This is a genomic window from Vreelandella sp. F11 (assembly GCF_042466685.1).
GTDB lineage: Bacteria > Pseudomonadota > Gammaproteobacteria > Pseudomonadales > Halomonadaceae > Vreelandella.
Genome location: NZ_CP170448.1, coordinates 4,408,866 through 4,433,730, shown reverse-complemented (window position 1 = coordinate 4,433,730; position 24,865 = coordinate 4,408,866). Strand labels below are relative to the sequence as shown.

At 55.5% G+C, this 24,865-nt stretch carries 23 protein-coding genes; 5 read left to right on the top strand and 18 right to left on the bottom strand.

Annotated features, from left to right (window positions below; genetic code table 11):
- Window positions 1–181: 181 nt before the first annotated feature.
- The 11 genes from paaZ to paaF all read right to left on the bottom strand — a co-directional run bounded on the left by paaZ (window position 182) and on the right by paaF (window position 11,501).
- Entirely contained in the window at window positions 182–2,224 is a 2,043-nt protein-coding gene (paaZ, locus tag ACFIOZ_RS20205; RefSeq protein ID WP_386080805.1) for a phenylacetic acid degradation bifunctional protein PaaZ, read from the bottom strand.
- Between the two features lie 69 nt (window positions 2,225–2,293).
- Window positions 2,294–3,376: a 1,2-phenylacetyl-CoA epoxidase subunit PaaE gene (gene paaE, locus ACFIOZ_RS20200; RefSeq protein WP_386080804.1), complete on the bottom strand. Its 1,083-nt coding sequence runs from the start codon at window positions 3,374–3,376 to the stop codon at window positions 2,294–2,296.
- Between the two features lie 19 nt (window positions 3,377–3,395).
- Window positions 3,396–3,995 (bottom strand): 1,2-phenylacetyl-CoA epoxidase subunit PaaD, encoded by a 600-nt coding sequence (paaD, locus tag ACFIOZ_RS20195; RefSeq protein WP_386080802.1) that lies wholly within the window; start codon window positions 3,993–3,995, stop codon window positions 3,396–3,398.
- Window positions 3,979–4,818 (bottom strand): 1,2-phenylacetyl-CoA epoxidase subunit PaaC, encoded by an 840-nt coding sequence (paaC, locus tag ACFIOZ_RS20190; RefSeq protein ID WP_386080800.1) that lies wholly within the window; start codon window positions 4,816–4,818, stop codon window positions 3,979–3,981. The genes paaD and paaC overlap by 17 nt, the downstream gene beginning before the upstream one ends.
- An 11-nt stretch (window positions 4,819–4,829) precedes the next feature.
- The gene (gene paaB, locus ACFIOZ_RS20185) at window positions 4,830–5,111 is read right to left on the bottom strand and encodes a 1,2-phenylacetyl-CoA epoxidase subunit PaaB (RefSeq protein ID WP_022521442.1); all 282 of its coding nucleotides are present in this window, start codon (window positions 5,109–5,111) and stop codon (window positions 4,830–4,832) included.
- An 81-nt stretch (window positions 5,112–5,192) separates the two neighbouring features.
- On the bottom strand, window positions 5,193–6,179 hold the full coding sequence (gene paaA, locus ACFIOZ_RS20180; protein ID WP_386080798.1) for a 1,2-phenylacetyl-CoA epoxidase subunit PaaA: 987 nt from the start codon (window positions 6,177–6,179) through the stop codon (window positions 5,193–5,195).
- 316 nt (window positions 6,180–6,495) lie between these two features.
- Window positions 6,496–7,809: a phenylacetate--CoA ligase PaaK gene (paaK, locus tag ACFIOZ_RS20175; protein WP_386080796.1), complete on the bottom strand. Its 1,314-nt coding sequence runs from the start codon at window positions 7,807–7,809 to the stop codon at window positions 6,496–6,498.
- A 110-nt stretch (window positions 7,810–7,919) separates the two neighbouring features.
- Complete coding sequence (gene paaI, locus ACFIOZ_RS20170; protein WP_386080794.1) at window positions 7,920–8,387, bottom strand: hydroxyphenylacetyl-CoA thioesterase PaaI; 468 nt, start codon at window positions 8,385–8,387, stop codon at window positions 7,920–7,922.
- Window positions 8,380–9,918 (bottom strand): 3-hydroxyacyl-CoA dehydrogenase PaaH, encoded by a 1,539-nt coding sequence (paaH, locus tag ACFIOZ_RS20165; protein ID WP_386080792.1) that lies wholly within the window; start codon window positions 9,916–9,918, stop codon window positions 8,380–8,382. Before paaH ends, paaI begins: the two co-directional genes overlap by 8 nt.
- 1 nt (window position 9,919) lies before the next feature.
- Window positions 9,920–10,711, bottom strand: a complete 792-nt coding sequence (gene paaG / locus ACFIOZ_RS20160) for a 2-(1,2-epoxy-1,2-dihydrophenyl)acetyl-CoA isomerase PaaG (protein ID WP_386080790.1) — start codon at window positions 10,709–10,711, stop codon at window positions 9,920–9,922.
- A 16-nt stretch (window positions 10,712–10,727) separates the two neighbouring features.
- Window positions 10,728–11,501: a 2,3-dehydroadipyl-CoA hydratase PaaF gene (gene paaF / locus ACFIOZ_RS20155; protein ID WP_386080789.1), complete on the bottom strand. Its 774-nt coding sequence runs from the start codon at window positions 11,499–11,501 to the stop codon at window positions 10,728–10,730.
- A 367-nt stretch (window positions 11,502–11,868) separates the two neighbouring features.
- Here paaF and paaN point away from each other — a divergent pair, with 367 nt between their 5' ends.
- Together paaN and paaY are read left to right on the top strand one after the other, a co-directional pair.
- On the top strand, window positions 11,869–13,545 hold the full coding sequence (paaN, locus tag ACFIOZ_RS20150; protein ID WP_386080787.1) for a phenylacetic acid degradation protein PaaN: 1,677 nt from the start codon (window positions 11,869–11,871) through the stop codon (window positions 13,543–13,545).
- An 11-nt stretch (window positions 13,546–13,556) separates the two neighbouring features.
- Window positions 13,557–14,171 carry a phenylacetic acid degradation protein PaaY gene (gene paaY / locus ACFIOZ_RS20145; RefSeq protein ID WP_386080785.1) on the top strand — a complete coding sequence of 205 codons (615 nt, stop codon included), beginning with the start codon at window positions 13,557–13,559 and terminating at the stop codon, window positions 14,169–14,171.
- Between the two features lie 49 nt (window positions 14,172–14,220).
- Here the strand turns inward: paaY and paaX are convergent, their stop codons facing one another.
- The 4 genes from paaX to ACFIOZ_RS20125 form a co-directional block, all read right to left on the bottom strand.
- Window positions 14,221–15,147 (bottom strand): phenylacetic acid degradation operon negative regulatory protein PaaX, encoded by a 927-nt coding sequence (gene paaX, locus ACFIOZ_RS20140; protein ID WP_386080783.1) that lies wholly within the window; start codon window positions 15,145–15,147, stop codon window positions 14,221–14,223.
- A 434-nt stretch (window positions 15,148–15,581) separates the two neighbouring features.
- The gene (gene rnk, locus ACFIOZ_RS20135) at window positions 15,582–15,995 is read right to left on the bottom strand and encodes a nucleoside diphosphate kinase regulator (protein WP_133731972.1); all 414 of its coding nucleotides are present in this window, start codon (window positions 15,993–15,995) and stop codon (window positions 15,582–15,584) included.
- Window positions 15,996–16,106: 111 nt separating this feature from the next.
- Window positions 16,107–17,459 carry an NADP-specific glutamate dehydrogenase gene (gdhA, locus tag ACFIOZ_RS20130; RefSeq protein WP_386080781.1) on the bottom strand — a complete coding sequence of 451 codons (1,353 nt, stop codon included), beginning with the start codon at window positions 17,457–17,459 and terminating at the stop codon, window positions 16,107–16,109.
- Between the two features lie 240 nt (window positions 17,460–17,699).
- Entirely contained in the window at window positions 17,700–18,176 is a 477-nt protein-coding gene (locus tag ACFIOZ_RS20125; protein WP_386080779.1) for an NYN domain-containing protein, read from the bottom strand.
- A gap of 254 nt (window positions 18,177–18,430) precedes the next feature.
- Here ACFIOZ_RS20125 and ovoA point away from each other — a divergent pair, with 254 nt between their 5' ends.
- The gene (gene ovoA / locus ACFIOZ_RS20120; protein ID WP_386080777.1) at window positions 18,431–20,578 is read left to right on the top strand and encodes a 5-histidylcysteine sulfoxide synthase; all 2,148 of its coding nucleotides are present in this window, start codon (window positions 18,431–18,433) and stop codon (window positions 20,576–20,578) included.
- Between the two features lie 147 nt (window positions 20,579–20,725).
- Here the strand turns inward: ovoA and ACFIOZ_RS20115 are convergent, their stop codons facing one another.
- Genes ACFIOZ_RS20115 through ACFIOZ_RS20105 form a run of 3 tightly spaced genes read right to left on the bottom strand, consistent with a single transcriptional unit; the run spans window position 20,726 to window position 21,931 of the window.
- Window positions 20,726–21,289: a flavin reductase family protein gene (locus tag ACFIOZ_RS20115; RefSeq protein WP_386080776.1), complete on the bottom strand. Its 564-nt coding sequence runs from the start codon at window positions 21,287–21,289 to the stop codon at window positions 20,726–20,728.
- Between the two features lie 22 nt (window positions 21,290–21,311).
- Window positions 21,312–21,773 (bottom strand): LysE family translocator, encoded by a 462-nt coding sequence (locus ACFIOZ_RS20110; RefSeq protein WP_386080775.1) that lies wholly within the window; start codon window positions 21,771–21,773, stop codon window positions 21,312–21,314.
- Entirely contained in the window at window positions 21,749–21,931 is a 183-nt protein-coding gene (locus ACFIOZ_RS20105; RefSeq protein WP_386080773.1) for a hypothetical protein, read from the bottom strand. Before ACFIOZ_RS20105 ends, ACFIOZ_RS20110 begins: the two co-directional genes overlap by 25 nt.
- A 573-nt stretch (window positions 21,932–22,504) precedes the next feature.
- Here ACFIOZ_RS20105 and ACFIOZ_RS20100 point away from each other — a divergent pair.
- Together ACFIOZ_RS20100 and ACFIOZ_RS20095 are read left to right on the top strand one after the other, a co-directional pair.
- Window positions 22,505–23,650 (top strand): GlxA family transcriptional regulator, encoded by a 1,146-nt coding sequence (locus ACFIOZ_RS20100; protein ID WP_386080772.1) that lies wholly within the window; start codon window positions 22,505–22,507, stop codon window positions 23,648–23,650.
- 234 nt (window positions 23,651–23,884) lie between these two features.
- Window positions 23,885–24,862, top strand: a complete 978-nt coding sequence (locus ACFIOZ_RS20095) for a dipeptidase (RefSeq protein ID WP_386080770.1) — start codon at window positions 23,885–23,887, stop codon at window positions 24,860–24,862.
- The last annotated feature ends 3 nt before the right edge of the window (window positions 24,863–24,865 follow it).

The window sequence follows — 24,865 nt, the reverse complement described above, 5'->3', positions numbered from 1 at the left end:
CTTGCTAAGCAAGCAGGTGACAGGGTAAGCACCCTGTCACCTGTTGTTTTGTCGCCTTGAGGCACCCACAACAGCGGCCCAGCGCGAAGGCTAAGTAGTTTCGCAACCACCCTGGCACCGCTGCGCGCTGCTTTTGCGGGTGCGCTTCGCTTACCACGCACTACATGTGTTGGCTGAGGCGTTACTGCTGCTTCGCGACCAGCGTTAGAATGTCGTAGCTGGCGACCAGTTCATCGTTTTGATTGGTCACCGCTACGTCCCACATCACCACCCCTTGTGGGTGCCCATCGGGAGATGTCCGGCCCTGATCAATCTTGCGCTTGCAGGTTAGGCGGGCGCGGATAGTGTCGCCGACCAATACCGGTGTAATAAAGCGCAGGGTATCCAGGCCGTAGTTAGCCAGTACGGGCCCTTCGCCTGGGTAAACGAATAGACCCGCAGCAGCCGACAGCACAAAGTAGCCATGGGCGATACGCTGGCCGAATTGGGTCTCTTTGGCGGCAATGTCGTCGAAGTGCATATAGAAGTGGTCGCCGGAGAGGCAGCCAAAATTGACGATGTCAGCTTCGGTGACGGTACGGCGATGGGTTAACAATGATTCCCCAACCTGGAGGTCGTCAAAATGGCGACGGAACGGGTGGACGTCAGTCTCGATCACCTTGGCGCCACGCACATATTCCCTTGTTACTGCCGCGACCATGGTCGGCGAGCCCTGAATAGCGGTGCGCTGTAGATAGTGGTGAACCGCACGAATGCCGCCCAGCTCTTCGCCACCGCCTGCGCGGCCGGGCCCGCCATGCTTGAGCATCGGTAGTGGCGAGCCGTGACCAGTGGATTCCTTTGCTGCCTGGGCATCCAGGATCTGCAGGCGGCCGTGCTGGGCGGCCAGGACGGGTATCATTTCAGCCGCAATGGCCGGGTCTTTGGTGGTCAGTGTGGTGACCAGGCTACCCTTGCCTTTGGCGGCGATGGCCAGCGCTTCGTCGATGCCGCGGTAGGGCATTAGGGTGGCGACGGGGCCGAAGGCTTCAATGTCGTGAGCGCCGCCGTCGTGTAATGGATTGCGGTTGATCAGCAAGTGGGGAGCGATAAACGCGCCGTGCTCAACACCCTGGCCGACAGGCTTGAAGCTGCCCTCTCTGCCGAAGACGCACTCACTGGTCTCTAGCAGTTGTTCAATGGCATGATTAACGTCTCTCAATTGGTCACGGGAAGAGAGCGCGCCCATGCGTACGCCTTCTTCATAAGGGTCGCCGACGACAATACCGGAAAGGCGTTCTTTGATCATGTCCGCCAATGTATCCAGATGCTCGGCGGGCACTAACACCCGCCGAATGGCGGTACATTTCTGGCCTGCCTTGGCGGTCATCTCCTTGACCACTTCCTTGGCAAAGATCTCGAACTCTTCATCTTCCGGGCTAACATCCGGGGCCATGATGGCGCTGTTGAGTGAGTCCGCCTCGGCGTTGAACGGGATGCTTTTCGCCATGATGTTAGGGTGGCTTTTCAGCTTCAGGGCGGTGCTTGCCGAGCCGGTAAAGGTGACAAAGTCCTGTTCTTCCAAGTGATCCAGTAAATCACCGGTTCCGCCGATAATCAGCTGCAGCGCTCCTTCCGGTAGCAGGCCAGCGTCGTTGATGACGCGCACGGCAGCTTCGGTCAGGTAGCTAGTGGCGGTGGCTGGTTTGAAGATACACGGCATGCCTGCCAAAAAGGCGGGTGCGAACTTCTCCAGCATGCCCCAAATGGGGAAGTTGAACGCATTAATATGGACAGAAACGCCGCGACGGGGCACCAAGATGTGGGTGCCGTTGAAGTGGTTGTCCTTGCCTAATTGGGTGACCGGGCCTTCGTGGGCCACGTTGCCGGAGGGCAGTTCCTTGCGGCCAGTGGAGGCGTAGGTAAACAGGGTGCCGAAGCCACCGTCAATGTCGATCCAGGAGTCGGCCTTGGTGCAGCCGGTGTGGTGGGAGATGGCATAGAGCTCACGCTTACGCTCTTGGATATAGGCGGCCAGCGCTTTAAGAGTGGCGGCACGTTGCTGGAAATCCAGTGCCAGCATATTTTTTACACCGGTGTTGCGGGCATACGCCACCGCTTCACGGAAGTTGATCTCTTCTTGGTGGGTATGCGCAACGGTTGTGCCGTTAATGGCGCTAATCAGTGCTTTGGACTCGGTCTTTCCGAACCACTGGCCTGCGATGTAACTCTGTAGGACTGACATTGAGCGTTCTCCCGCAAAACATAGACTAAGCCGACGCGGTCGCCGGCTTGGAAGTAGGTGGGTTAGGGTTTATACCTCGTCATAGTCAAGCACCACCCTGTCGCTGATCGGATAGCACTGGCAGGACAGCACGTAGCCGGCATCGATTTCGTAATCTTCCAGAGCATAATTGGCGTCCATTTCCACCTCGCCTTCGATGACTTTTGACTTGCAGGTGGAGCACACCCCAGCCTTACATGAGAAAGGTATATCCGCGCCGTGGTCGTTACCTGCGTCCAGAATGCTCTGGGTATTGCGGGGCAGGTCGTATTCAATGGTGCGGCCGTCGATGATCACTTTGATGTGCGAGGTTTCTGCTTTCACCTGAGCCGCTTTCGTCGCCTGGCGGCGCTTGGCGCCTGCTGTCGGTAGCCCAGTAGTGAACAGCTCAAAGTGCACTTTTTCCTTCGGCATTCCATGTTGGGTCAGCACATCACGCACGATCTCAGTCATTTCGTGGGGGCCACAGATAAACGCGGCGTCGAGCTTGGGTACGTCTACCCAGCGGTCAAACAGGGCGTTGCACTTATCGGCATCGATCCGGCCATTGTAAAGATCAATTTCCTGCTGCTCGCGGCTGAACACATAAATGATGTTGAGGCGCTCCAGGTAACGATCCTTGAGATCTTGAAGGCGCTCGCGAAACAGCGTGCCCGTGGTGGAACGGTTGCCATAGATGACGGTAAAACGACTCTTCGGCTCGCTCTCCAGGGTGGTAGAAACAATCGACATGATCGGTGTGACGCCACTGCCAGCGGTTACCGCCAAATAGTGCCCTTCACGGCTGGGGTCGAGCGGCACGAAGAACTTGCCCTGGGGCGGCATTACTTCCAGGCTGTCGCCGGGCTGCAAGTGCTGGTTGGCAAAGGTGGAGAAATTGCCGCCCGGCACCAGCTTGACGGCGACTCTCAGCTCATGTTCGTGGACACCGGTGCAGATCGAGTAGGAGCGGCGAATATCTTCACCTTCGATATCGCGGCGTAGCGTCAGATACTGCCCTTGGGTAAAGCGGAAGGCGTCCAGCAGGTCGTCGGGAATGTCGAAGGCAATGGAAACGGCATCATGGGTTTCCTTGCGTACATCCTTGACGGTCAAGGCGTGAAATCGGCTCATGGGAAATGGTCTCGTCGTTTTACAGACACTTGAAATAGTCGAAAGGCTCCAGGCAATCGCGGCAGCGGTAAAGCGCCTTGCAAGCCGTAGAGCCGAATTCGCTGACGCGCTCGGTAGCGGTGCTGCCACATAAAGGGCAGGGCACGACTGGATCAGACTGGCCCGTCAGGCTGCGCTTGCTAGCACTTCCTACCGGCGGCGCGATGCCGTAAGCACGCAGCTTTTCGCGACCGGTCTCTGAAAGCCAATCGGTAGTCCAGGCGGGTGACAGGCGGCGCTGGATCAGTGGGTCTACGTAGCCAGCGGCTACCAGCGCTTCATGGATATGCTGTTCGATAACTTCCGTGGCCGGGCAGCCGGAGTAGGTAGGGGTCACATTGACCACCAGCCGTCCATCAAGCCAAGCGATATCGCGCACAATGCCCAGTTCAACCACGCTGACCACCGGCACTTCCGGGTCGGGCACTTCCTGTAGTACAGCCAGCACGGCGTTGACATCGCCTTCGTCACCAGCGGGCGGCAGCCCACTGCGGTCGCTGCCGATCAAGTCGCTGGAAGGCCAGTCATCGTTAGGTCTGTTATTGATAGCCGCAGACGGATGGTTACCAGGCGGTCGCATCGGGATATGCCCTCGGCAGATATTGCATTTCCGCCAACAGAAAGCCCAGGTGCTCGGTGTGATGGCCGACTTTGCCGCCGGTATACATCCAGGCGTCGTAGGAAGGCCGCTCCAGCGTGGCTTCTTCAAGCACCCCTTCCACGGTGGCTTTCCAGCGAGTGGCAACAGTTTCCAGGTCAGGCGCGATGCCAGCTTCTAACATGGCCAGATCAATCTCGTCGCCCTGCAGTAGCTCACCGGTGAACTGCCATAGGTTGTCGAGCGCGCGCTGCATGCGGGTGTGGCTCTCCTCTGTGCCATCGCCCAGGCGAATCACCCATTCAGAGGAGCGGCGTAAGTGGTACGTTGCTTCTTTGAACGACTTGGCGGCCACTTCAGCAATGCGCGGGTCGCTGGAGTAAGACAGCCCATCAAGCAGGTGAACGTGCCATGCATCGAACAGGAACTGGCGCCCCATGATGTCGGCGAAGTCACCGTTGGGCTGCTCGACGAGCAACAGGTTGCGGAAGTCCTGGGCATCGCGGCGAAAGGCCAAATAATCGGCATCATGAACCTGGCCTTCTGGTTCAGCAGCCATCTGTTCAGCGGCATAGCCCAGCCAGTTGCGGGCCTGACCGAAGAGGTCGAGGCCCACGTTCATTAAGGCCAGTTCCTCTTCCAGCGCGGGTGCCTTGCCGCACAGTTGTGCGTGGCGCTGGCCGAGTACCAAGTCGTTATCGCCAAGGCGTAGCAGGTAATCGATCAACGGGGGGTGTGTTTTTTGAGCTGTGTTTTTCTGAGCCGAGCTTCGATGAGCCGCGCTTTGATGAGATATGTTTTGCATCGCTGCCTCCCTTACATGTGGCCGACTTCTTTCGGCAGTTTGTAGAAGGATGCGTGGCGATAGACCTTGTCGTTAGACGGGTCAAACAGCGGCTCTTTCTCATCGGGAGAAGAGGCGGTGATTTCGCTGGCCGGAACCACCCAGATGCTCACCCCTTCGTTGCGACGGGTATATAGCTCGCGGGCGTTTTCGATGGCCATGCGGCGATCGGCGGCGTGTACGCTACCAACGTGCTTGTGATTAAGGCCGTGCTTGCTGCGTATAAAAACTTCGAAGAGGGGCCAGTCAGCCATGAGGAAAGCCTCTGTGGTCAAAGGAGCCCCGTGTCGCAGGGCTCTCGATTGTTTTAAGAATCAAAAATCAGGCCTTAAGAATCAGGCCGCTCGGCGTTGTCGTTTAGCGGCATGAGCCACGGCGGCTTCACGCACCCAGGCACCGTTATCGATGGCGTTACGGCGTGCCTCTACACGTTCGCGGTTGCAGGGGCCGTTACCCTTCACCACGTCGAAGAACTCCTGCCAATCGATTTCACCGAACTCGTAGTGGCCGGTCTCTTGGTTATATTTGAGATCCGGGTCAGGTGCGGTGCAGCCCAGCAGCTCCAGCTGCGGTACGGTTTGGTCGAGGAAGCGCTGGCGCAGCTCATCGTTGCTGTGGCGCTTGATCTTCCAGGCCATCGACTGGGCACTGTTAGGAGAGTTTTCGTCGGACGGGCCGAACATCATCAGTGCTGGCCACCAGAAGCGGTTAATAGAGTCCTGCACCATGGCTTTCTGGTCGTCGGTGCCCTCTTGCATCATGGTCAGCAGGATTTGATAACCCTGGCGCTGATGGAAACTCTCTTCCTTACACACACGAATCATGGCGCGCGCGTAGGGGCCGTAGGAGGTGCGTTGAAGCGGCACCTGGTTGACGATGGCTGCGCCGTCGACTAACCAGCCGACGGTACCCATGTCTGCCCAGTTGAGTGTTGGGTAGTTGAAGATACTGGAGTACTTGGCGCGACCGTCGTGGAGCTTGTCGATCTCTTCATCGCGGTTGGCACCCAGGGTTTCCATTGCGCTATAAAGGTATAAGCCGTGACCCGCCTCATCCTGAATCTTGGCCATTAGCTGCAACTTGCGCTTAAGGGTTGGCGCACGTGTCAGCCAGTTGCCTTCCGGCAGCATACCGACGATCTCGGAGTGGGCGTGTTGAGAGATCTGACGGATCAACGTCTTGCGGTAGGCGTCCGGCATCCAATTTTTGGGTTCTATTTTAATTTCATCATTGATGCGCTCCTGGAACTGGCGTTCCTCAGGATCCATCTCATCAAGCGTTTTGAGTTTGTTAGTACCGGTTTCAACGAGCTGCGCGTACATATAGACCTCCGCGGCATCGGTATGTCAGGGTCATGGAGTGCTGCTTATCTTTACTCAAGTATAGTGACACGAAATATTTTATCAATACCTATTATTATGTGTCACTTTTAGACTTTATGATGACAGGACTAGCCAGTAGGCTAGGTGTGGAGAGGGAAAGTGCTTATAAATAAGTGATTCTGAATAGGCTGTGTTTCTTTTCTGGATTGACTGTTTAGCAATCAAAAGGCCCTTTCAGGAGTGCCTGAAGGGGCCTGTGGCATCGACGGTCATTGGCTGCGCGGGTGGCTAGCATCGACCGAGGCAGGGCGCTGTCTCAGCGCAGATCCTTGACGCGCCTCGCCTTGCCCATCGAACGCATGACGCTCTCTACGGGGCTCACTTCCACCTGGGTGCTGATGCCAATGTAGGTCTTGATGGCATGCTGTAGCTGTTTAGCGGCTTCTTCACAAGCCACGGGGTCTCGGGCGATGTCATGATGACTCGCCTCGACACGCACCAGCACCATGTCCATGTTGCCTTGGCGAGTCACTTCGATCTCATAGTGAGGGGAAAGCGTCCCGATCTTGAGCAGTTGCTCCTCGATTTGGGTGGGGAAGACATTAACCCCGCGAATGATCAGCATGTCGTCGCTGCGGCCAGTAATCTTGTCGATGCGTCGCATGGGGCGCGCGGTGCCCGGCAGCAGGCGGGTCAGATCGCGGGTGCGGTAGCGAATAACCGGCAGGCCTTCTTTAGTAAGGGTGGTGAACACCAGCTCGCCGTACTCGCCGTCCGGTAGGACGTCACCGCTGACTGGGTCGATGATCTCGGGATAGAAATGATCTTCCCAGATGGTCGGGCCATCTTTGGTCTCCAGGCACTCCATTCCTACGCCCGGGCCCATCACTTCCGATAGGCCATAGATATCCAATGCGTCGATACCCAGGCGCTTCTCAAGAGCAGTACGCATGCTGTCGGTCCAAGGTTCGGCGCCGAAGATGCCAGTACGCAAGGGCAGCGTATGCGGGTCGATGCCTTGGCGCTCCATTTCGTCCGCGATGTTGAGCATATACGAGGGGGTGACCATGATGATGTCCGGCTCGAAATCACGGATCAATTGAACCTGTTTCTCGGTCTGGCCGCCCGACATGGGGATCACCGCGCAGCCCAGGCGTTCGGCACCGTAATGCGCGCCCAGCCCACCTGTGAACAGGCCGTAACCGTAGGCTACATGCACCTTGTCATTGCGGCTGCCGCCAGCGGCACGGATCGAGCGCGCCATTACATCGGACCACACATCAATATCGTTCTGGGTGTAACCCACTACCGTAGGCTGCCCGGTGGTGCCGCTGGAGGCATGGATGCGAACGATCTCGCTCATCGGCGTGGCCAACATGCCGAACGGGTAGTTGTCGCGCAAATCAGCCTTGGTGGTAAAAGGCAGTTTGGCGAGATCCGCCAGCGTCTGGATATCGTCGGGATGTACCTCGGCTTTATCGAAAGATTGGCGGTAGAACGGCACATTGTCGTAAGCGTGTTTCAGACTCCACTTCAGGCGCTTGAGTTGAGTGGCGCGCAGCTCGTCGACGCTGGCAGTTTCCAAGGGGTCGAGAGTTGCGGTGTCGATAGGCGTAGCGGGCTGATTCATCAGGGGGCTCCGGTCAAGCAAGTTGTTATTGGGTGAGTGCCTAAATGCGCCATGGGCTAGAGAGTGTTTTTAGTTATGGGCTTATAAGCGCTCAATGATCAGGGCGTCTTTCACTGGTTATCTCCGGCAGCGGTGTCTTCCAGGCGGCGTACGCTGCCGCGAATTTTGTAAGAGCGCCCGCGGAACAAGGCGATGGTGTTGCCGTGCTGATTGCGCAATGTAATGTCGTAAATGCCGGTACGCCCGCGGCGGCTGCGCTCCTCGGCGGTGGCGGAGATCTCGTCGCCCAACTGGCCGGGGCCTAGATAGTCGATACTGCAACCAGCAGCGACGGTGGCTTCATCGTAGCTGTTGCAAGCAAATGCGAAGGCTGAGTCAGCCAGGGCAAACAGAAATCCGCCATGGCAGTTGCCGTGCCCCTGCACCATGTCCTGACGCACGGTCATGGTCAGTTCAGCGAAGCCGGGAGCCACTCGAGTAATGCGCATCCCCAGCCCTTGGCTGGCGTGGTCGCGGGAAAACATTGCATCGGCGCAGGCTTCAGCCAGCTGTTGCGGGGTCAGTTGGGTATCACTCATGAAAGCTTTCCTCGCTCAGGGCTTTGCGACGCAGTAGAAACGAGCTGCGATAGCGCTCTTCGCCGTAGCTCTGCTGTAGATGCGTAAGGGTGCGGTGAACGAAGGGCAGGCCCAGTGAGTCTGCCCAGGCCAAGGGGCCGCGGGGGTAGTTGACGCCAGCCTGCATGGCCAGGTCGCCATCCTGAGCACTGCAGACACCCTGCAGTACGGCGTCGGCAGCTTCATTGGCGAGCATGGCCACGGTGCGTAGTACCACCAGCCCTGGGGTGTCGGTTAGCCAAGCCACGTCCATCCCCAAGCGTTGGAAGAACGCCGCTGCCAGTTGGCGTGTTTCGGGCGATGTGGTGTGACTGGCAGTAAGTGCGATAGCGCTGGCGTTGTGGTAGTCCAGGCACAGGTCGAACAGTACTAGGGCGTCGAGCCCTTCATTAACCGCGCGCTCTGCGGCGCATCGCCCGTCGCTAAGGGCCAGCACCAGATCGCCCAGATATAAGCGAGGCGTGCCGTCTGGCTGTAGTGATTCGCGACGAACTACGTCGAGCCCGGCTTCCTGAGCGCGCTCCACCAGTGGCGCAAGGGTGCTGTTGGCGCCCAGTACGACAAGTGCTGGTAGTTCCACGTTTGCTGGTACTGCAAACTTAGGCTGTGGTTTCGCAGCGTTTTCAACAGCATAGTCAAAAAAGCCTTGGCCGGATTTACGCCCCAGGCGTCCGGCTTCCACCAGCGCCTGCTGTACCAGCGAAGGTTCGAAACGGGTATCACCGTAGTAGGCGTCGAACACCGAGCGGGTCACCGCGTAATTAACGTCATGACCGATCAGATCCATTAGCTCGAAAGGCCCCATGCGGAACCCTCCGGCCTGACGCAGCAGCGCATCTATCGTGGCGGCATCGCTGGCACCCTCCTGCAGCAGACGTAGCCCTTCGGCATAGAATGGCCGTGCCACGCGGTTAACAATGAACCCAGGGGTGGAGCGGGCGTGCACCGCCACCTTGCCCCAGGCGATGGCGGTGTCGAAAAGGGAGTCGGCAACCTCGGTGGCGGTTGCCAGGCCAGACACCACTTCCACCAGCTTCATTACTGGTGCGGGGTTGAAAAAGTGTAGCCCCGCCATGCGTTCAGGGCGTTCAAGGTTGGCGGCAATGGAGGTAATCGATAGCGACGAGGTATTACTGGCGAGCAAGGTATCCGGTGAGCATAACGCTTCGAGCTGAGCAAACACCTGACGTTTAATCTCAAGGTTCTCGACGATAGCTTCGATAACCAAACGGCTGTCGGCCAAGGCATCGATAGCGTCGGCAGGCTGCAGGCGAGCGATAAAGTTATCCATATCGTCTTGGGTCATTTTGCCCTTGGCGACGCGCTGTTCCAACTGGCGGCGAATATTGTCAATACCCGCTTTGGCGGCACCCGGTTGATTGTCATGGAGAATCACCGAGTGGCCAGCCTGGGCGGCAACCTGAGCGATACCGGCACCCATGGCACCAGCACCGATCACACCAATAACGGCGGACGTGGCAAGAGCCGACATATCACTCTCCCTTGAAGGTGGGACGACGTTTTTCCATAAAGGCGCTGACGCCTTCGCGGTAGTCGTCGGAGCGCCCTGCAAGGCGTTGCAGATCGCGCTCCAGGTCGAGCTGTTCGTTGAAGCTGTTATCGCTACTGGCATGCAGGGCGCGTTTAATAAGTGCCAAGCCACGCGTCGGCTGGGTGGCCAAGTGGCGAGCCATGCTCATGGCTTCTTCTTGAAGCGCCTCATCGTCGACGCAGCGCCAGATCATGCCCCACTGTTCGGCGGTCTCGGCGGGCAGCTTGTCGCCAAGCATCGCCAGACCCTTGGCGCGGGCCATGCCCACTAGGTTAGGTAATGTCCAGGTGCCGCCGGAGTCTGGAATCAAGCCGATCTTACAGAAGGCCTGAATAAAGCTTGCCGAGCGCGCGGCCAGTACGATGTCGCAGGCCAGAGCGATGTTGGCACCGGCACCTGCGGCCACGCCGTTCACCGCACAAATGGTCGGGAATGGCATGTCTTTAAGGGCGCGCAGCATAGGGTTGTAACGTTTCTCAAGCGACTCGCCGAGGTCGGGGGCTTCTGCGCCGGGCGCGACGCTACGGTCGGAAAGATCCTGGCCGGCGCAGAAGCCTCGACCGCTGCCGGTCAGCAGCAAAGCGCGAACGCTTGAATCCTGGCGCACGGCTTTTAGCGCCTTGCTCATCTCGGCATGCATCTCAGTATTGAAGCTATTCAGGCTTTCGGGGCGATTCAGCGTGATACAGGCGACGCCGTCTTCCACGCTGTAAAGCAGGGGCGCTTGGCTCATGGGTAATGTCCTTGTGTCAGTGCCCTTGAAAAGTGGCAGGTCGTTTTTCTTGGAAGGCGCGAATGCCCTCTTCGCGGTCGGCGGTGCCCGCCAGCAAGGTGAACGCATGGCGTTCAAAGCGCAGGCCGGTGGCCAGGTCGGTATCCATCGCCTTGTGTAACGATTCCCGTGCCAAGCGCACTGCCAGCGGTGCCTTGGAGGCAATGCGTGTTGCAATAGCCATGGCGCGCTCTAGCGTTAATTCGGGCTGGGTAATCTCGCTAATCAGGCCAGCTTCGAGCGCGCGGCGAGCGGAAATCGGATCGCCGGTAAGCACCATCTGGGTAGCCAGTGACTTACCCACCGCTCTAAGCAAGCGTTGGGTACCGCCTGCGCCGGGCATGATGCCCAGGTTAATTTCCGGCTGACCAAACAAGGCGTTTTCACCGGCAATGATGATGTCGGCATGCATGGCCAGTTCGCAGCCACCGCCCAGGGCATAGCCATTGACGGCGGCAATGATCGGTTTGCGGAAACGGGTGATGGTAGCCCAGTGATGCTGGCGAGGATCTTCCAGCATGCCGACCAAGTCGCGTTCAGCCATTTCGTTAATATCCGCACCGGCGGCGAACGCTTTCGCATTGCCGGTGATCACCACGGCGCGAACGTTGTCGTCACTATCAGCGTTGCTCAAGGTGTCGGCGAGCTCGCCGAGAAGCTGCGTATTAAGCGCATTCAGTGCTTCTGGGCGATTCAGCGTGATGCATAAAACGCCTTCCTGGGGAGGGGTTATTTTTAGAGTAGTGGGCATCTTTACCTCAGTTCGGCCTGTGGTGCACAGGATGAATATCTGTCGAGTATAGATTTATTTTGATACGCATCAATATTGTCTGGCTGTTGTTAATGTGTCGCTTAACGTTGTTTTAGATGGTTTATGCCTTGTTAACAATGGCTTGTATTCATTTTTTTGAATGAAAGATAGTTATTAGACCATGGTATGAAAGGTGGGTGCGTGGATCAAAAAGCGACCTTTAGCCAGTATGCATCGAGTTTTTTGATAGTAACGCGCCAGCTCTTAAGTAAGCGGTGACTGGGAAAGCGTTTGATGTTTTGTTACGGAAAATATAGTCTTCATATCTATAGCGTATCAGAATAATAAGTGAGTGCAGGAGCGCCCCATGACGCAATCAGCGCAGCAGATGTTCGACCTTCATCGTGAGATTCTGGATCAGGCTGTCGACGCCATTTCTAGCCGTAATTTTTGGACGCCCTATCCAGAAAGCATGCGGAAATACCCCGAGGATGCCCTTAATGCGGCGCCGTCGGCATTCGAATCACTACTCAATCAGCCATTTACACTTAATGGTGTTGGCAGCACCCAGAAAGTGGGTGGCGAAGTGTCACCTTATGGTTTTGAGCTCGGCATTACTTATGACCAGCCAAACCCCGATGATCTGATAGCGGCCATGCAAGTAGCAATGCGTGACTGGCGGGATGCCGGGGCTGAAGCGCGCGTGGGGGTGTGTCTGGAAGTCCTGTCGCGTCTTAATGCCATGAGTCCAGAGATCGCCCAGGCAGTGATGCATACCAGCGGCCAGGGGCCGATGATGGCGTTTCAGGCCGGTGGTCCGCATGCTCAGGATCGCGGTCTTGAAGCCGTGGCGTACGCCTGGCAGGCAATGGCTCAGATTCCCGCTACCGCGAAATGGGTCAAGCCCCAGGGCAAGCATGATCCCATCGCCATGGATAAGCGTTTTCACATCGTGCCGCGGGGTATCTCGTTGGTAGTGGCCTGTTCTACTTTTCCCACCTGGAATACTTATCCTGGCTTGTTTGCCAGTTTGGCGACGGGCAACCCGGTCATTCTTAAGTCGCACCCTGGCGCTATTTTGCCTGTGGCGATGACCGCACGGGTTGTTCAACAGGTACTGGAGGAAGCAGGCTTTGACCCTTGTCTGGTTAGCCTGGTACCCGACACTGTCGATGCGCCGCTCACCAAGACGTTGGCGCTTGACCCTGCGGTCAAACTGATCGATTTCACCGGCTCGAACGCCTTTGGTGACTGGCTGACAGAGAACGCCAACCAGGCCCAGGTATTCACCGAGAAAGCCGGTATCAACACGGTTATTATCGACAGCGTGGATAACCTTAAAGCGGTCACGGCGAATCTTGCCTTCTCGCTGAGCCTTTATTCCGGGCAGATGTGCACGACCCCTCAAGCTATTTATGTGCCCAGGAACGGTATTGAAACAGCGGATGGCCATTTGAGTTTTGATGACGTGGCGGCAGCGCTTGCGAAAGCCGTCCAAGCGTTTCTGAACGACAACGACCGAGCCTGCACGGTACTAGGGGCCCTCCAGTCGCGGGAGACTCAGGCACGGATTGATGAGTGCCGTGGCTTGGGCGAAATAGCGTTGGATAGCGAGCCGCGAGCGCACGCTCAGTTCTCCAACGCCCGTATTCATACGCCGCTTATCCTCAAGGTGAATGCAGAGCAGAAGGCTGCCTATAGTGAGGAGCGCTTCGGGCCCATCAGCTTTGTTATCGCGACTGAGAACACAGCGCATAGCATTGAACTGGCACGTGACGTTATTCGGGAAAAAGGCGCGATAACCCTAGGTGGCTATACGACTGATGAGGCAGTGGCCGAGCAGTTCGAAGAGCTGGCGATGGACGTGGCGACGCCGCTCTCGTTGAACCTGGATGGGGGAATATTCGTCAACCAGTCGGCTGCTTTCAGTGACTTTCACGCCACAGGCGGTAATCCGGCGGCCAATGCTTCCCTATGTAACCAAGCCTTTGTCGCCAGCCGATTCGTGGTGGTGCAAAGCCGTCGCCACAGCCAATCAAACTAACGGAGAACGTTATGCCTTGCTATCGACTTGAAGGAGTGACGCCGGTGGTGCACCCGACCGCCTATGTCCATCCTACTGCGGTGTTAATTGGCGACGTCATCGTGGGCCCCAACTGTTATGTAGGCCCCGGCGCGGTGATGCGTGGTGATTTCGGGCGGCTGGTGCTGGAAGAGGGGTCTAACCTTCAGGATACCTGTGTGATGCACGGCTTCCCAGGCTGCGTCACCAAGGTTGAGAAGGATGGCCATATCGGCCACGGCGCGGTACTGCATGGCTGCGTGATTGGGCGTGATGCCATGGTGGGTATGAACGCCGTAGTGATGGATGGCGCCAACATTGCTGAGAGGTCTATCGTTGCGGCAGCAGCCTTCGTTAAGGCGGGCTTCGAGTGTGAGCCTCAGTCGCTGGTGATGGGGTCACCTGCAAAGGTCAAGCGTGCGCTAAGTGATGAGGAGTTTGCCTGGAAGCAGCAGGGCACTCAAGAGTATCAGCGTTTAGTGACCCGTTGCCGTGACAGCTTAGAACTTTGTGAACCGCTGGCAGAACTCGATGCTGATCGTCCCACCTTGCTGGCTGGTGATACTCAGCCTAAACAACAGACGCTGGATCAGTCGCCACAGCTATAAGGTGCGTTATGCCCGATGTGACGGCTGATTAAGCAGTCTCGTTAGACGTTCAATCCAGCCCGCCGAAGCGCTGGTAGAAGCTGGGGCCGGGGGCGGGTAGTGGGCCCTCGGCGTTTTCCAGATGTTGATCCAGCCAGCGTTCTGCACGTTCGTAGAGCAAACGATAAAGGTTGCGGCAGAGCTGATGGGCGTAGCGTCCTTCCCACGCTGTGGGGAGTAGTTCCTCAGGCAGTAGGGGATCGCGTAATTGAACCTTGCGATACTCGTGAATAAGCAAAGTGCGGGCAATGAAGCACTCTTCTTGGCCCAAATGGTTCTCTGTGTTGAGCGCGTTCCAAAGGGGGCGAAACTTAACCAGAAAACGTTGGTAGAGCTCGGCTAATTCGTCGAGATTCCAGCTCTCTCTGACCTGGAGTCGCAGCGGTTTGCTGGTCATGGGCTCCATGGCCTGAGTTTGCATAACGATTGTGTCGTCTGCCGCATCCAGTTCTTGCAAGGCCGCCATGGCTTCTGCGCATGACAGCGTAGGGTGTGCCAGCACGCCCTGTGCAAAACTACCAAAACCCAGCCATTCGAGCTCGTCACGAATCTGCTGGCGTCGGTCTGGGGGAAGCTGTGTCAGCAATGCCAATGTCCACTGGCCCGACCAGGGAAGTTGGGCGCCGTGATAGACACGCTTGAAGGCTTGTTCGAAACGACGCCGACCAGGGCCACTCAACCGATAGTAGCTACGACGACCAATCTTCTCTCCCCGTAGCCAGGTTTCATTGGTCAGCCGGTAAACCGATGTACGCACCAGCCGCTCATTGATACCGATGGGCTCCACCAGTTTCGATAGACTGCCTAACCAAACGGTACCGCCCCGCGGAACGATAGAGTCGCCATAGACGGTAATAATCAATGAACCGGCGCGAATTGGTCGACGCTTTTGGAAGTCATCAATAAGCGTAGCGACGCAGTCTTTAGCTGACGACATGGTGAAAGTCGATTTCCTTTGCGGTGAGGTTGTCGCTAAAAACGACAGAAAATTTTACGAATACAAAAGATTATCGTATCACGTTTTTTTGTTGTTTGGCCTGAATGGATCCTCTCTTGATAGGAAGTCGCTGCACCCACTTCCTGGCTTAATGGCGTCTATGGACGCTGTAATGCTTTGCCAATTCAGATCTTAAGGTAAAAACGTCCAGTGTGTGCATTCTCACTGGAAGAATTGTGAAAAGTACCATGGCTATGACTAATAGCAGGGATGGTACGTTTAATGCGATAAAGAGCCGCTTAGATATCGTCTTCCTAAGGGTATGTGAAAGATGAGAGCGCCCTGAACAAACTCCCTTTATGTGAAATAAGTGGGCGAAGATAATAGCTGACTTAATCATGAGCTAGCGGAGCCAGCTCACTTTCTAGCGCGCTTTATCGGTGAAACTGTTTTTCGCGTTCGGGCTGCCAATAAATAGCATCAATGCGGAGCCGTGCTTCGGTATTGTTGGGTAGCGGCCATTCGATGATGTCGCCCACTTTTAGGCCGATCAATGCCGCGCCAATGGGCGCCATGACCGAAATGCCATCCGCTACGCTTTCCAGGGAGTGCGGGTAGACCAGGGTTCGAATCATCTTAAGCCCGCGGGTGAGGTCGGTGAAGCGAACCTGGCTATTCATGCTGACCACGTCATCTGGAATATCCTCAGGGTCGCAGACTTCACCTCGTGCTAACTCTTCCTCAAGTAGCTGAGCCACCGCCATGTCTTTATCGGATGCATTGTCGATCAAGCGCTGGAGGCGTTCGGCATCAAGACGATTAATAATAATAGCAGGACGTTGTCCCATGATTACTCTCCTTAGAAAGCAATAAGTTTAAACCAATAAAAAACAGCCCTTCCCCAATAAAGGAAGGACTGTGTGCTTTTGCAGTATAAGCGATTTATAAGATAAAGACGATCAGGTGACCCCTTGTTCAATCATGGCGTCAGCCACCTTTCTGAAGCCTGCAATATTGGCGCCCAGTACCAAATTGGTTTTATCACCAAACTCCTCGGCGGTGTCGGCGCACTGGCGGTGAATATTGGCCATAATCTGTTTTAATTTCTGGTCGACTTTTTCCAGCGGCCACTGCTCCATGCTGCTATTTTGCGCCATCTCTAACTGGCTGGTAGCGACGCCTCCAGCATTGGCGGCCTTGCCTGGGCCATAGGCAATCTTAGCGTCTAGAAACAGATCGACGGCCTCTTTGGTAGAGGGCATGTTGGCACCTTCACTAATACATTCTATGCCATTCGCGAGCAGGCTCTCCGCATCACTTGCAGTCAGTTCATTCTGCGTCGCGCAGGGGAACGCAACATCGGCTTGAATACGCCATACGGCATTCCCGCCCTGGGGGTAGTCACGTGCAGAAATGTAGTGCGCTTCAGGGTGCTCATGTAAGTAGGCCTCTAACGAGGTGCGCTGCACTTCTTTGAGCTGTTTGAGTAAGCCTAAATCAATACCGTTTTCATCGTGAATGGTGCCACGTGAATCGCTACAGGTGATGGGTCTAGCCCCCAGTTCGTATAACTTCTCAATGGTGTAGATGGCAACATTGCCAGCGCCGGAAACGAGGCAGGTCTTGTCGCGCAGCTCTTCTCCGCGGGTAGCGAGCATGTTTTGTGCAAAGTACACCGCGCCGTAGCCGGTGGCCTCTTTACGGCCAAGCGAGCCTCCCCAGTTAAGCCCTTTGCCGGTGAGCACGCCTTCATAGTGGCCGGTGAGCCGCTTGTACTGACCAAAGAGATAACCAATTTCCCGCGTACCGACGCCGATATCGCCTGCAGGTACATCGCAGTGAGGGCCAATATGGCGGTAGAGCTCGCTCATGAATGCCTGGCAAAAGCGCATGATCTCATTGTCTGATTTTCCCTTGGGGTCAAAATCGGCGCCGCCTTTACCGCCACCGATCGGCAAACCGGTTAGCGCATTTTTGAAGATTTGCTCAAAGCCGAGAAACTTGATGGTGCCCGAGGTAACGCTGGGGTGGAAGCGTAAGCCGCCCTTGTAAGGACCAAGGGCAGAGTTGAACTGCACGCGATAGCCTTTGTTGACCCGTACCTTGCCAGCATCATCTACCCAGCTGATCCGGAACATGATTTGCCGTTCGGGCTCGACTATTCGTTCAATAATGCTGTGCTGATGATAGTAATCACTCTGCTCAAGAAGCGGGCGCAGGCATTCGAGCACCTCTTCGGTGGCTTGATAAAATTCTGACTGTGCAGGGCTGCTTTTATTAAGTCGCGTTAGCGTATCGTGAACGTAGGGCATCGGGGCATGTCATCATAGTTATTCAACAGAGTAGTGGCTGGCCAGGGCGTTAGAATATTTAACTGACAGCTTGCTTCTGTGCATAGCCTATGCCGGTTCGGTATGGGCAAATAGAGCGGGGAATTTAGACTAAAGTAGGCGATAGAAACATTCGATCCGCTTATTTTTAGAAAACTGATAAACGATGTATAAACGTTTAGGGTGGGTGATTAACAGACGTGTTGATTGTATGAACTATAGCTAACTTAGCAGAAGCGCTTTATCGATCCCTATAAACTCACTGGCTGCATTGATGAGCGACGCTGCGGTCAGTTGAGGTACACCATAAACTTCGACTTTTTTGCCATGCTTCGCACGGATTTTTTGGACGAGTAGATCGAAGTCGCCATCGCCGGATACCAGCACGATCACATCTGCCTGTTCGGCATACTCCATGGCATCAAGTGCGATACCCACATCCCAGTCGCCTTTTGCGGAGCCGTCTGACCGCTGAATAAAAGGCTTCAGTTTTACCTTAAAGCCAATCGCTCTGAGTATGTTTTGAAACTCACGCTGCTTTTGGTCGCCTCGATCGATGGCGTAGCAGACTGCTTTCACAACTTCTCTGCCAGCGGTTGCCTGGGCCCAAAACGCGTTGTAGTCGAAATTTCTGCCATACGCTTCTCGCACGGTGTAATAAACATTTTGCACATCAATCAATATGGCAACCTTTGTCATCTATAAGCCTTTATGAATGGATACGTGGGGACAGTGTGTTTAGACGCGACGTCCGGCGATATCTGCCAGTCTACCACTCAGCTTGTGGGTGGCCCTTCACTATTCTGTTGATGAGCCAGGGCGGGGGAGGCGGCGTTGAGTGATCATTTTTGTATAACTATTGGTAGCTTTTGTATGAGTTTTTGGTTTTTAATGGCAAACCATGTTTACCTATGTGACTCATCGTCGTTTAAAGATAAAAGGTGTTCTAAAAGATGACTTCCTCCAATTCCCATGCTGAGCTTCAAGCATCGACATCGTCGGAAATTTTTCCTCGTACTGTGATGCTGGCAGGTAATGACCCCGAGGCGACGCGGCGGGAGATCGAAGCGTATTTTACCGCCACCTTTGACCGCTATGAGTCGCTGTTTACGACGCTTGTAAGCGAAGAAGCCTACGTTAGAAAGCCCATTGCGCTGCGGCACCCGCTGATTTTTTATCTTGGGCACACTGCGACGTTCTTCGTTAATAAGCTGGTGCTGGCAAAGCTCTTGCCGGAGCGTATAGATGCCAACATGGAGTCCATTTTCGCCGTAGGCGTCGATGAAATGAGCTGGGATGATCTCAATGAAGCTCACTACTCCTGGCCGTCGGTCAGCGAAGTGATGGACTACCGCGCCAAGGTGCGTGTAGCAGTGTTGAAACTGATCCGTGAGCTGCCCATTGCACTACCTATTGGTTGGGATAGCCCCTTCTGGCCTATCATGATGGGCATTGAGCATGAGCGTATTCACCTTGAAACGTCTTCGGTATTGATTCGTCAGCAGTCACTTGATCTGGTGACGCCTCAAGCCGCCTGGGCGCCCAGCCGCACTACGGGTGAGCCGCCTGAGAACACACTGATCACGGTGCCTCAAGGTGAGGTGATCCTGGGTAAGTCTGTTGACGACCCCTGGTATGGCTGGGACAACGAGTACGGCCATCATCGTGCCGCAGTGGAAGAGTTCAAAGCCAGCCAGTTCCTGGTTAGCAATAATGAGTTTCTCGAATTTGTTGAAGCCGGTGGCTACTTAACCGATGCCTTCTGGTCGGAAGAAGGATTGGGCTGGCGCAACTTCGCCAAGGCGACCCATCCCACCTTCTGGGTGTGGAAAAATGAGTGGTTTTTGCGCCTGATGACCGAAGAAGTTGAGATGCCCTGGGATTGGCCGGTGGAGGTCAATTTCCACGAAGCCAAAGCCTTCTGTCACTGGAAAAGCCAGCAGACGGGGCAGCCCGTGCGCATGCCGACGGAAGATGAGTGGCATCGTTTAGCAGAAGAGGCGGGTGTCTCCGAGCTTGAAAGTGACAGCCCTGCCAACGCCAATCTGCATTTGGATCACGGCGCCTCCTCTTGCCCGGTCACGCGGTTCCAGCACGGCCAGTGGTTTGATGTGGTGGGCAACGTCTGGCAGTGGGTGGAAACACCGACCTACCCATTTCCTGGGTTCAAGGTGCATCCCCTCTACGATGATTTCACAACGCCGACTTTCGACAACCAGCACAACCTGATTAAGGGCGGCTCCTGGATCTCCTGCGGGAATGAAACCCGGCTTAGCGCCCGCTACGCATTCCGCCGCCACTTCTTCCAGCATGCGGGTTTCCGCTACGTCGTCTCGGATGCGGAAGTCACCCTGCCCAGTGCCTATTACGAAAGCAATGCCCGCATGGCGGAGTACGCGGAATTCCATTATGGCGATGAGTGGTTTGGGGTTGCCAACTTCCCGCAGGCCTTGGCCAACAAGGCACTAGCCGCCATGGCTGGTCGTCAGAAGAAACGCGCTCTGGATTTGGGCTGTGCCAGTGGGCGCGGTAGCTTTGAGCTGGCCCGCGAGTTTGAGCACGTCGATGGCGTGGACTTTTCGGCCAACTTTATCCGCCAGGGCGTGGAGATGGCGGAGCAGAAAGTGCTGCGTTATACCCGCACCGAAGAGGGCGAACTGGTTAGCTATCAGGAGCGCACCCTGGTCAGTATGGGGCTGGAAGAAGCGGCCGACCGCGTTAGCTTCCACCAGGGCGATGCGTGCAACCTCAAACCGCAGTTCAGTGATTACGATTTAGTGCTGGCCGCGAACCTGATCGACCGGCTGTACAAGCCTGCCCAGTTCCTGCAAACCATTCATCAGCGCATCAATGCTGGTGGCATACTGATGATTGCGTCGCCCTATACTTGGTTGGAAGAGTATACGCCGATGGAGGAGTGGATCGGTGGCTTCAAGAAAAATGGTGAAAACTTCAGCACCCTGGATGGCTTGAAGGAGCTGCTTGAGCCCCACTTCAGGATGATCAGCGATCCGGAGAAAGTGCCTTTTGTGATCCGCGAGACCATGCATAAATACCAGCATAGCCTCTCGGAGGTCACCCTGTGGGAGCGTCGCTCTTAACGAGGTGTTCAAAGCTGGTTTTCAACGCTAGATGTTACTGACACAGCCCCTGATGGCCGGTTAATCGAAGTGAGTTCGGTTAACTGGCCAGCTCCCAGGGTCGTGTGGCGATTAGAGAAGGATGGAAAGTCTCCAGCGCACAACGGCTCAGACTAGCATCGACGGTTTAAATAGCTCCGTTCGATCTATAGATTTACCTGACAGCATGAACTCTCCCATCCCCCGGTAGTGCAGTGACTCCTCCTCATCTGCTGAAGGCGCTACGTGGGCTTTCACGACTTCAAAGATAAACAGGTTGTAGCGTTCAACCATGGCGTCATCGTGCAATCGGCACTCAAAAGATGCGTAGCACTCCTCTATCCGAGGCGCACCGACCTGTTCTGACTTGCATGGGGTCAGCTTAAACGCCTTGAACTTGTCGACCTCGCTCCCGGAGCAGTTCCCGATACCTACAACAGTATCCACAAGCGACGCCGAGGGAATATTGATCACGCATTCCCCGCTATGGCGCACAAGGTCGTGGGAGTGATTGCCTGCAGCAATAACGCACCCAATAAGCGAGGGAGAGAACGCCATGACCATGTGCCACCCCATGGTCATGATGTTGGTTTGCGCTTGCCATTGCGATGAGACCAGCACAATCGGGCCAGGCTCAAGAAAGTGCCTGACGTTGGAGACAGGAAAATCCTTCTTCGCTATCGGGCGTGGCATAAATAACCTCCGATTGGATTAGTTAGGCAGCAGGACGGCGCATCACGGTCATCAACACACCCGCGCCGATTAAACTACCGGCCCCGCAGCGGTGCAACAGGCGGCGAAACCTGGCGGACATCAGTTGTCGGCTAGTGGTCGATAACAGTGTGTAGCCAAGATCTGAGATGATACCTATCACAAGAAAGGTGGTGAAAAGAATCGCCAACTGGGGCGCCAACGGCTGGGTCTGGTTAATAAACTGCGGCATGAAAGCCATAAAAAATAGAATGCTTTTGGGGTTTAGCAGCGTCACCCAAAAGGCCTTGGCGGTGCCTTGCTTGACGTTTGCCCCAGAGGCTTCCAGGTCATTCAATTGGCCGGATTCTCGCCACATCTTGATGCCTAGATAAAGCAGATAGAGAACCCCTAGCCATTTAACCATGGCGAATAGCTCCGCCGACGCCATCAGCAGGGCGCCTACGCCAGCAAACGAAAGTGACATCGCCACCAAATCGCCCAAGAAAAGCCGGGTAGCATCGCTAAAGCGGCCTTGCGTCCCTGGTTGATGCCGGTCATGACCAGCAGAGCAACCGCGGGGCCGGGGGATGCGATCACCAAAAACGAAGCCAGCACAAACGACAGCCAAAGCTCAATTGACATAGCGCTACCCGCCCTATTGTTGAATTATTAACACTATCTTGCCATATAGTGGTAAGCACTGGAGCGCCGTGTGGCAACTCTATCCGCTGATTGACTGCGTCATACATTGAGATAATGCTTCGCTTTTGACACTGGAGCATCTTGGTGTGACACACCCGCTAAAGGCTAACCGGATGCCACCGATTATTTGATAACCCGCAATTGGACGATGATATAGCCAGCAATTGGACGCTGGTATAGCCCTCAATTGGACGCTACCAGATAAAAGTTATGGATGCCTCTTATCTACCCCGGGTAATTCGTGGTCGAGTCGCTCGCGGATACGCCGGTGGTGTGTTGGCTAGGGTTAAAGGTTTCGGATGCGACCTCAAGCGTTGCATTTGCGACTGATCGCCAGATCTGCGTGATAGTGTTGTCGCTTTCCGTCCTGTTCATGCCAATATACGACCAAAGAGCAATGCCCCTCCTGCACGAGCCAGTATTCACGACAGTAAGGGGGAAACTAAAATACGCCAGCGACGCCTATACTAATAAGAAAAAGATGATGCTTAAAAGGTGACGGAGGGTAAGACCATGACATCAAATCAAGCAAAAGACCCGACAGCAAAGACTGATCGGGCGGGTGAACCGCAAACCCTTGGCTTTCTACTGCTAGATAATTTCACACTGATTTCTCTGGCCTCCGCGATAGACCCTTTGCGGATGGCTAATCAACTGGCTGGGCGCGAGCTGTATCGCTGGTACACCCTGACCCAAGACGGTCTGCCCGTGCGCGCCAGTGATGGGCTGCAGGTGACGCCTGACGCATCAATGCATACCCCTCTCTCGCTTGAGTGGGTAGTCGTTTGCGGTGGGGTAGGCCCTCATCACAGTGTCACCCGCGAGCACGTGCGCTGGCTGCAGTCTCAGTCGCGCCAGCTAAAACGATTAGGCTCGGTCTGTACGGGCAGTTGGGCGCTGGGCCAGGCGGGGCTGCTTGATCACTATCAAACCAGCGTGCACTGGGAGTGCCTGGCCTCCATGCAGGAGGCGTTCCCCAACGTCATTCTGACCCCGCATCTTTTCTCTATTGATCGTGATCGATTCACCGCCTCTGGCGGCACCGCACCGTTGGATATGATGCTAAATCTGATTGCTCACGACCATGGACGTGAGCTTTCGGCAGGTATCTCCGAGATGTTTATCTACGAGCGTGTGCGCAACGAGCAGGATCAGCAGCGTGTACCGCTTAAACACGTGCTGGGTACGACTCAGCCCAAGCTGCTAGAGATTGTGGCGTTGATGGAGTCCAACCTTGAGGAGCCGATCGAGCTCGATGAGCTGGCAAAGTATGTGGATGTTTCACGGCGTCAGTTAGAACGGTTATTTCAGCGCTATCTTCTCTGCTCTCCGTCCCGCTATTACCTCAAGCTACGCTTGGTGCGTGCCCGTCAATTGCTCAAGCAAACGCCTCTCTCGATTATCGAAATTGCGTCCGTTTGCGGCTTTGTCTCTACGCCCCATTTTTCCAAGTGTTATCGTGAATACTTTGGTGTACCGCCGAGAAATGAGCGCTTGGGGGTGCATGACCGTCAAGGAAGTAACCCTGCTAAGTCGCCATCGTTAATTCAGCGATGGGGGGGCGAGCCTTACAAAAGCGAACCTCTTTCGAGTGCCCAGCAGGCGCTTGCCCATGCCCAGGGTGAGCCTACCTTTGCCAGCGTGCCGCTACTGCGCTGATAGGTAATTCGTCACCACTATTCCAAACCTGCTGTCCACCTCCGGGCAGCAGGTTTTTTAGTAGCTGCTATCTCTAAACTACTCCTCCTCCTCTGCAAAGGTTAGCGGGTGCGTGGGTAGTGGTCGTGTTCACGACACTATGACGCTTTTGGAATTTCCGCCGTCGTTTCCAAGAGCAGTCCAATCCAACGTCAGCGCTATGCTCGCTACATTAACCAATGTTGGAGCATAGCTATGACCCCCTCTGAACTGCACAATGACGCTATTGTCATTGATGGTCTGATCATCGCCAAATGGAATCGTGAGCTGCTTGAGGACATGCGTCGCGGTGGTCTTACTGCGGCTAACTGCACCGTCTCCGTGTGGGAGGGGTTTCAGGCCACGGTCGATAATATCGTCAAGTCCAACCAACTGATGGCGGAGTGTAGTGACCTGGTGCGTCCGGTTCGTACCACCGCTGACATCACGCGGGCGAAAGAGGAGGGCAAGACCGGCATCATCTTTGGCTTTCAGAATGCCCATGCTTTCGAAGACCAAATTGGTTACGTAGAGATCTTCAAGCAGTTGGGCGTGGGCATCGTGCAGATGTGCTACAACACCCAGAACCTAGTGGGTACGGGCTGTTACGAGCGCGATGGTGGCCTCTCTGGCTTTGGTCGCGAAATTGTTGCCGAGATGAACCGCGTCGGCATTATGTGCGACCTCTCTCACGTCGGCGCCAAGACCTCCGAAGAGGTCATTCTCGAGTCCAAAAAGCCAGTCTGCTACTCACACTGCCTGCCCTCCGGTCTCAAAGAGCATCCGCGTAATAAATCCGATCAAGAGCTGAAGTTCATTGCCGACCACGGCGGCTTCGTGGGTGTCACCATGTTTGCGCCGTTCCTCAAAAAGGGCATCGACTCGACTATCGAAGATTACTGCGAGGCGATTGAGTACGTCATGAATATCGTCGGTGAAGACGCTATCGGCATCGGTACCGATTTCACCCAGGGGCACGATCAGGAGTTCTTCGAGTGGCTGACCCATGACAAGGGCTACGCCCGTCGTTTGACCGATTTCGGCAAGATCATCAATCCCAAAGGTATCCGCACCATTGGTGAGTTCCCCAATCTTACCGAGGCCCTCCTCAAGCGTGGCATGAGCGAAACCCAGGTGCGTAAGATCATGGGCGAGAACTGGGTGCGTGTGCTCAAGGATGTCTGGGGGAGCTGATGA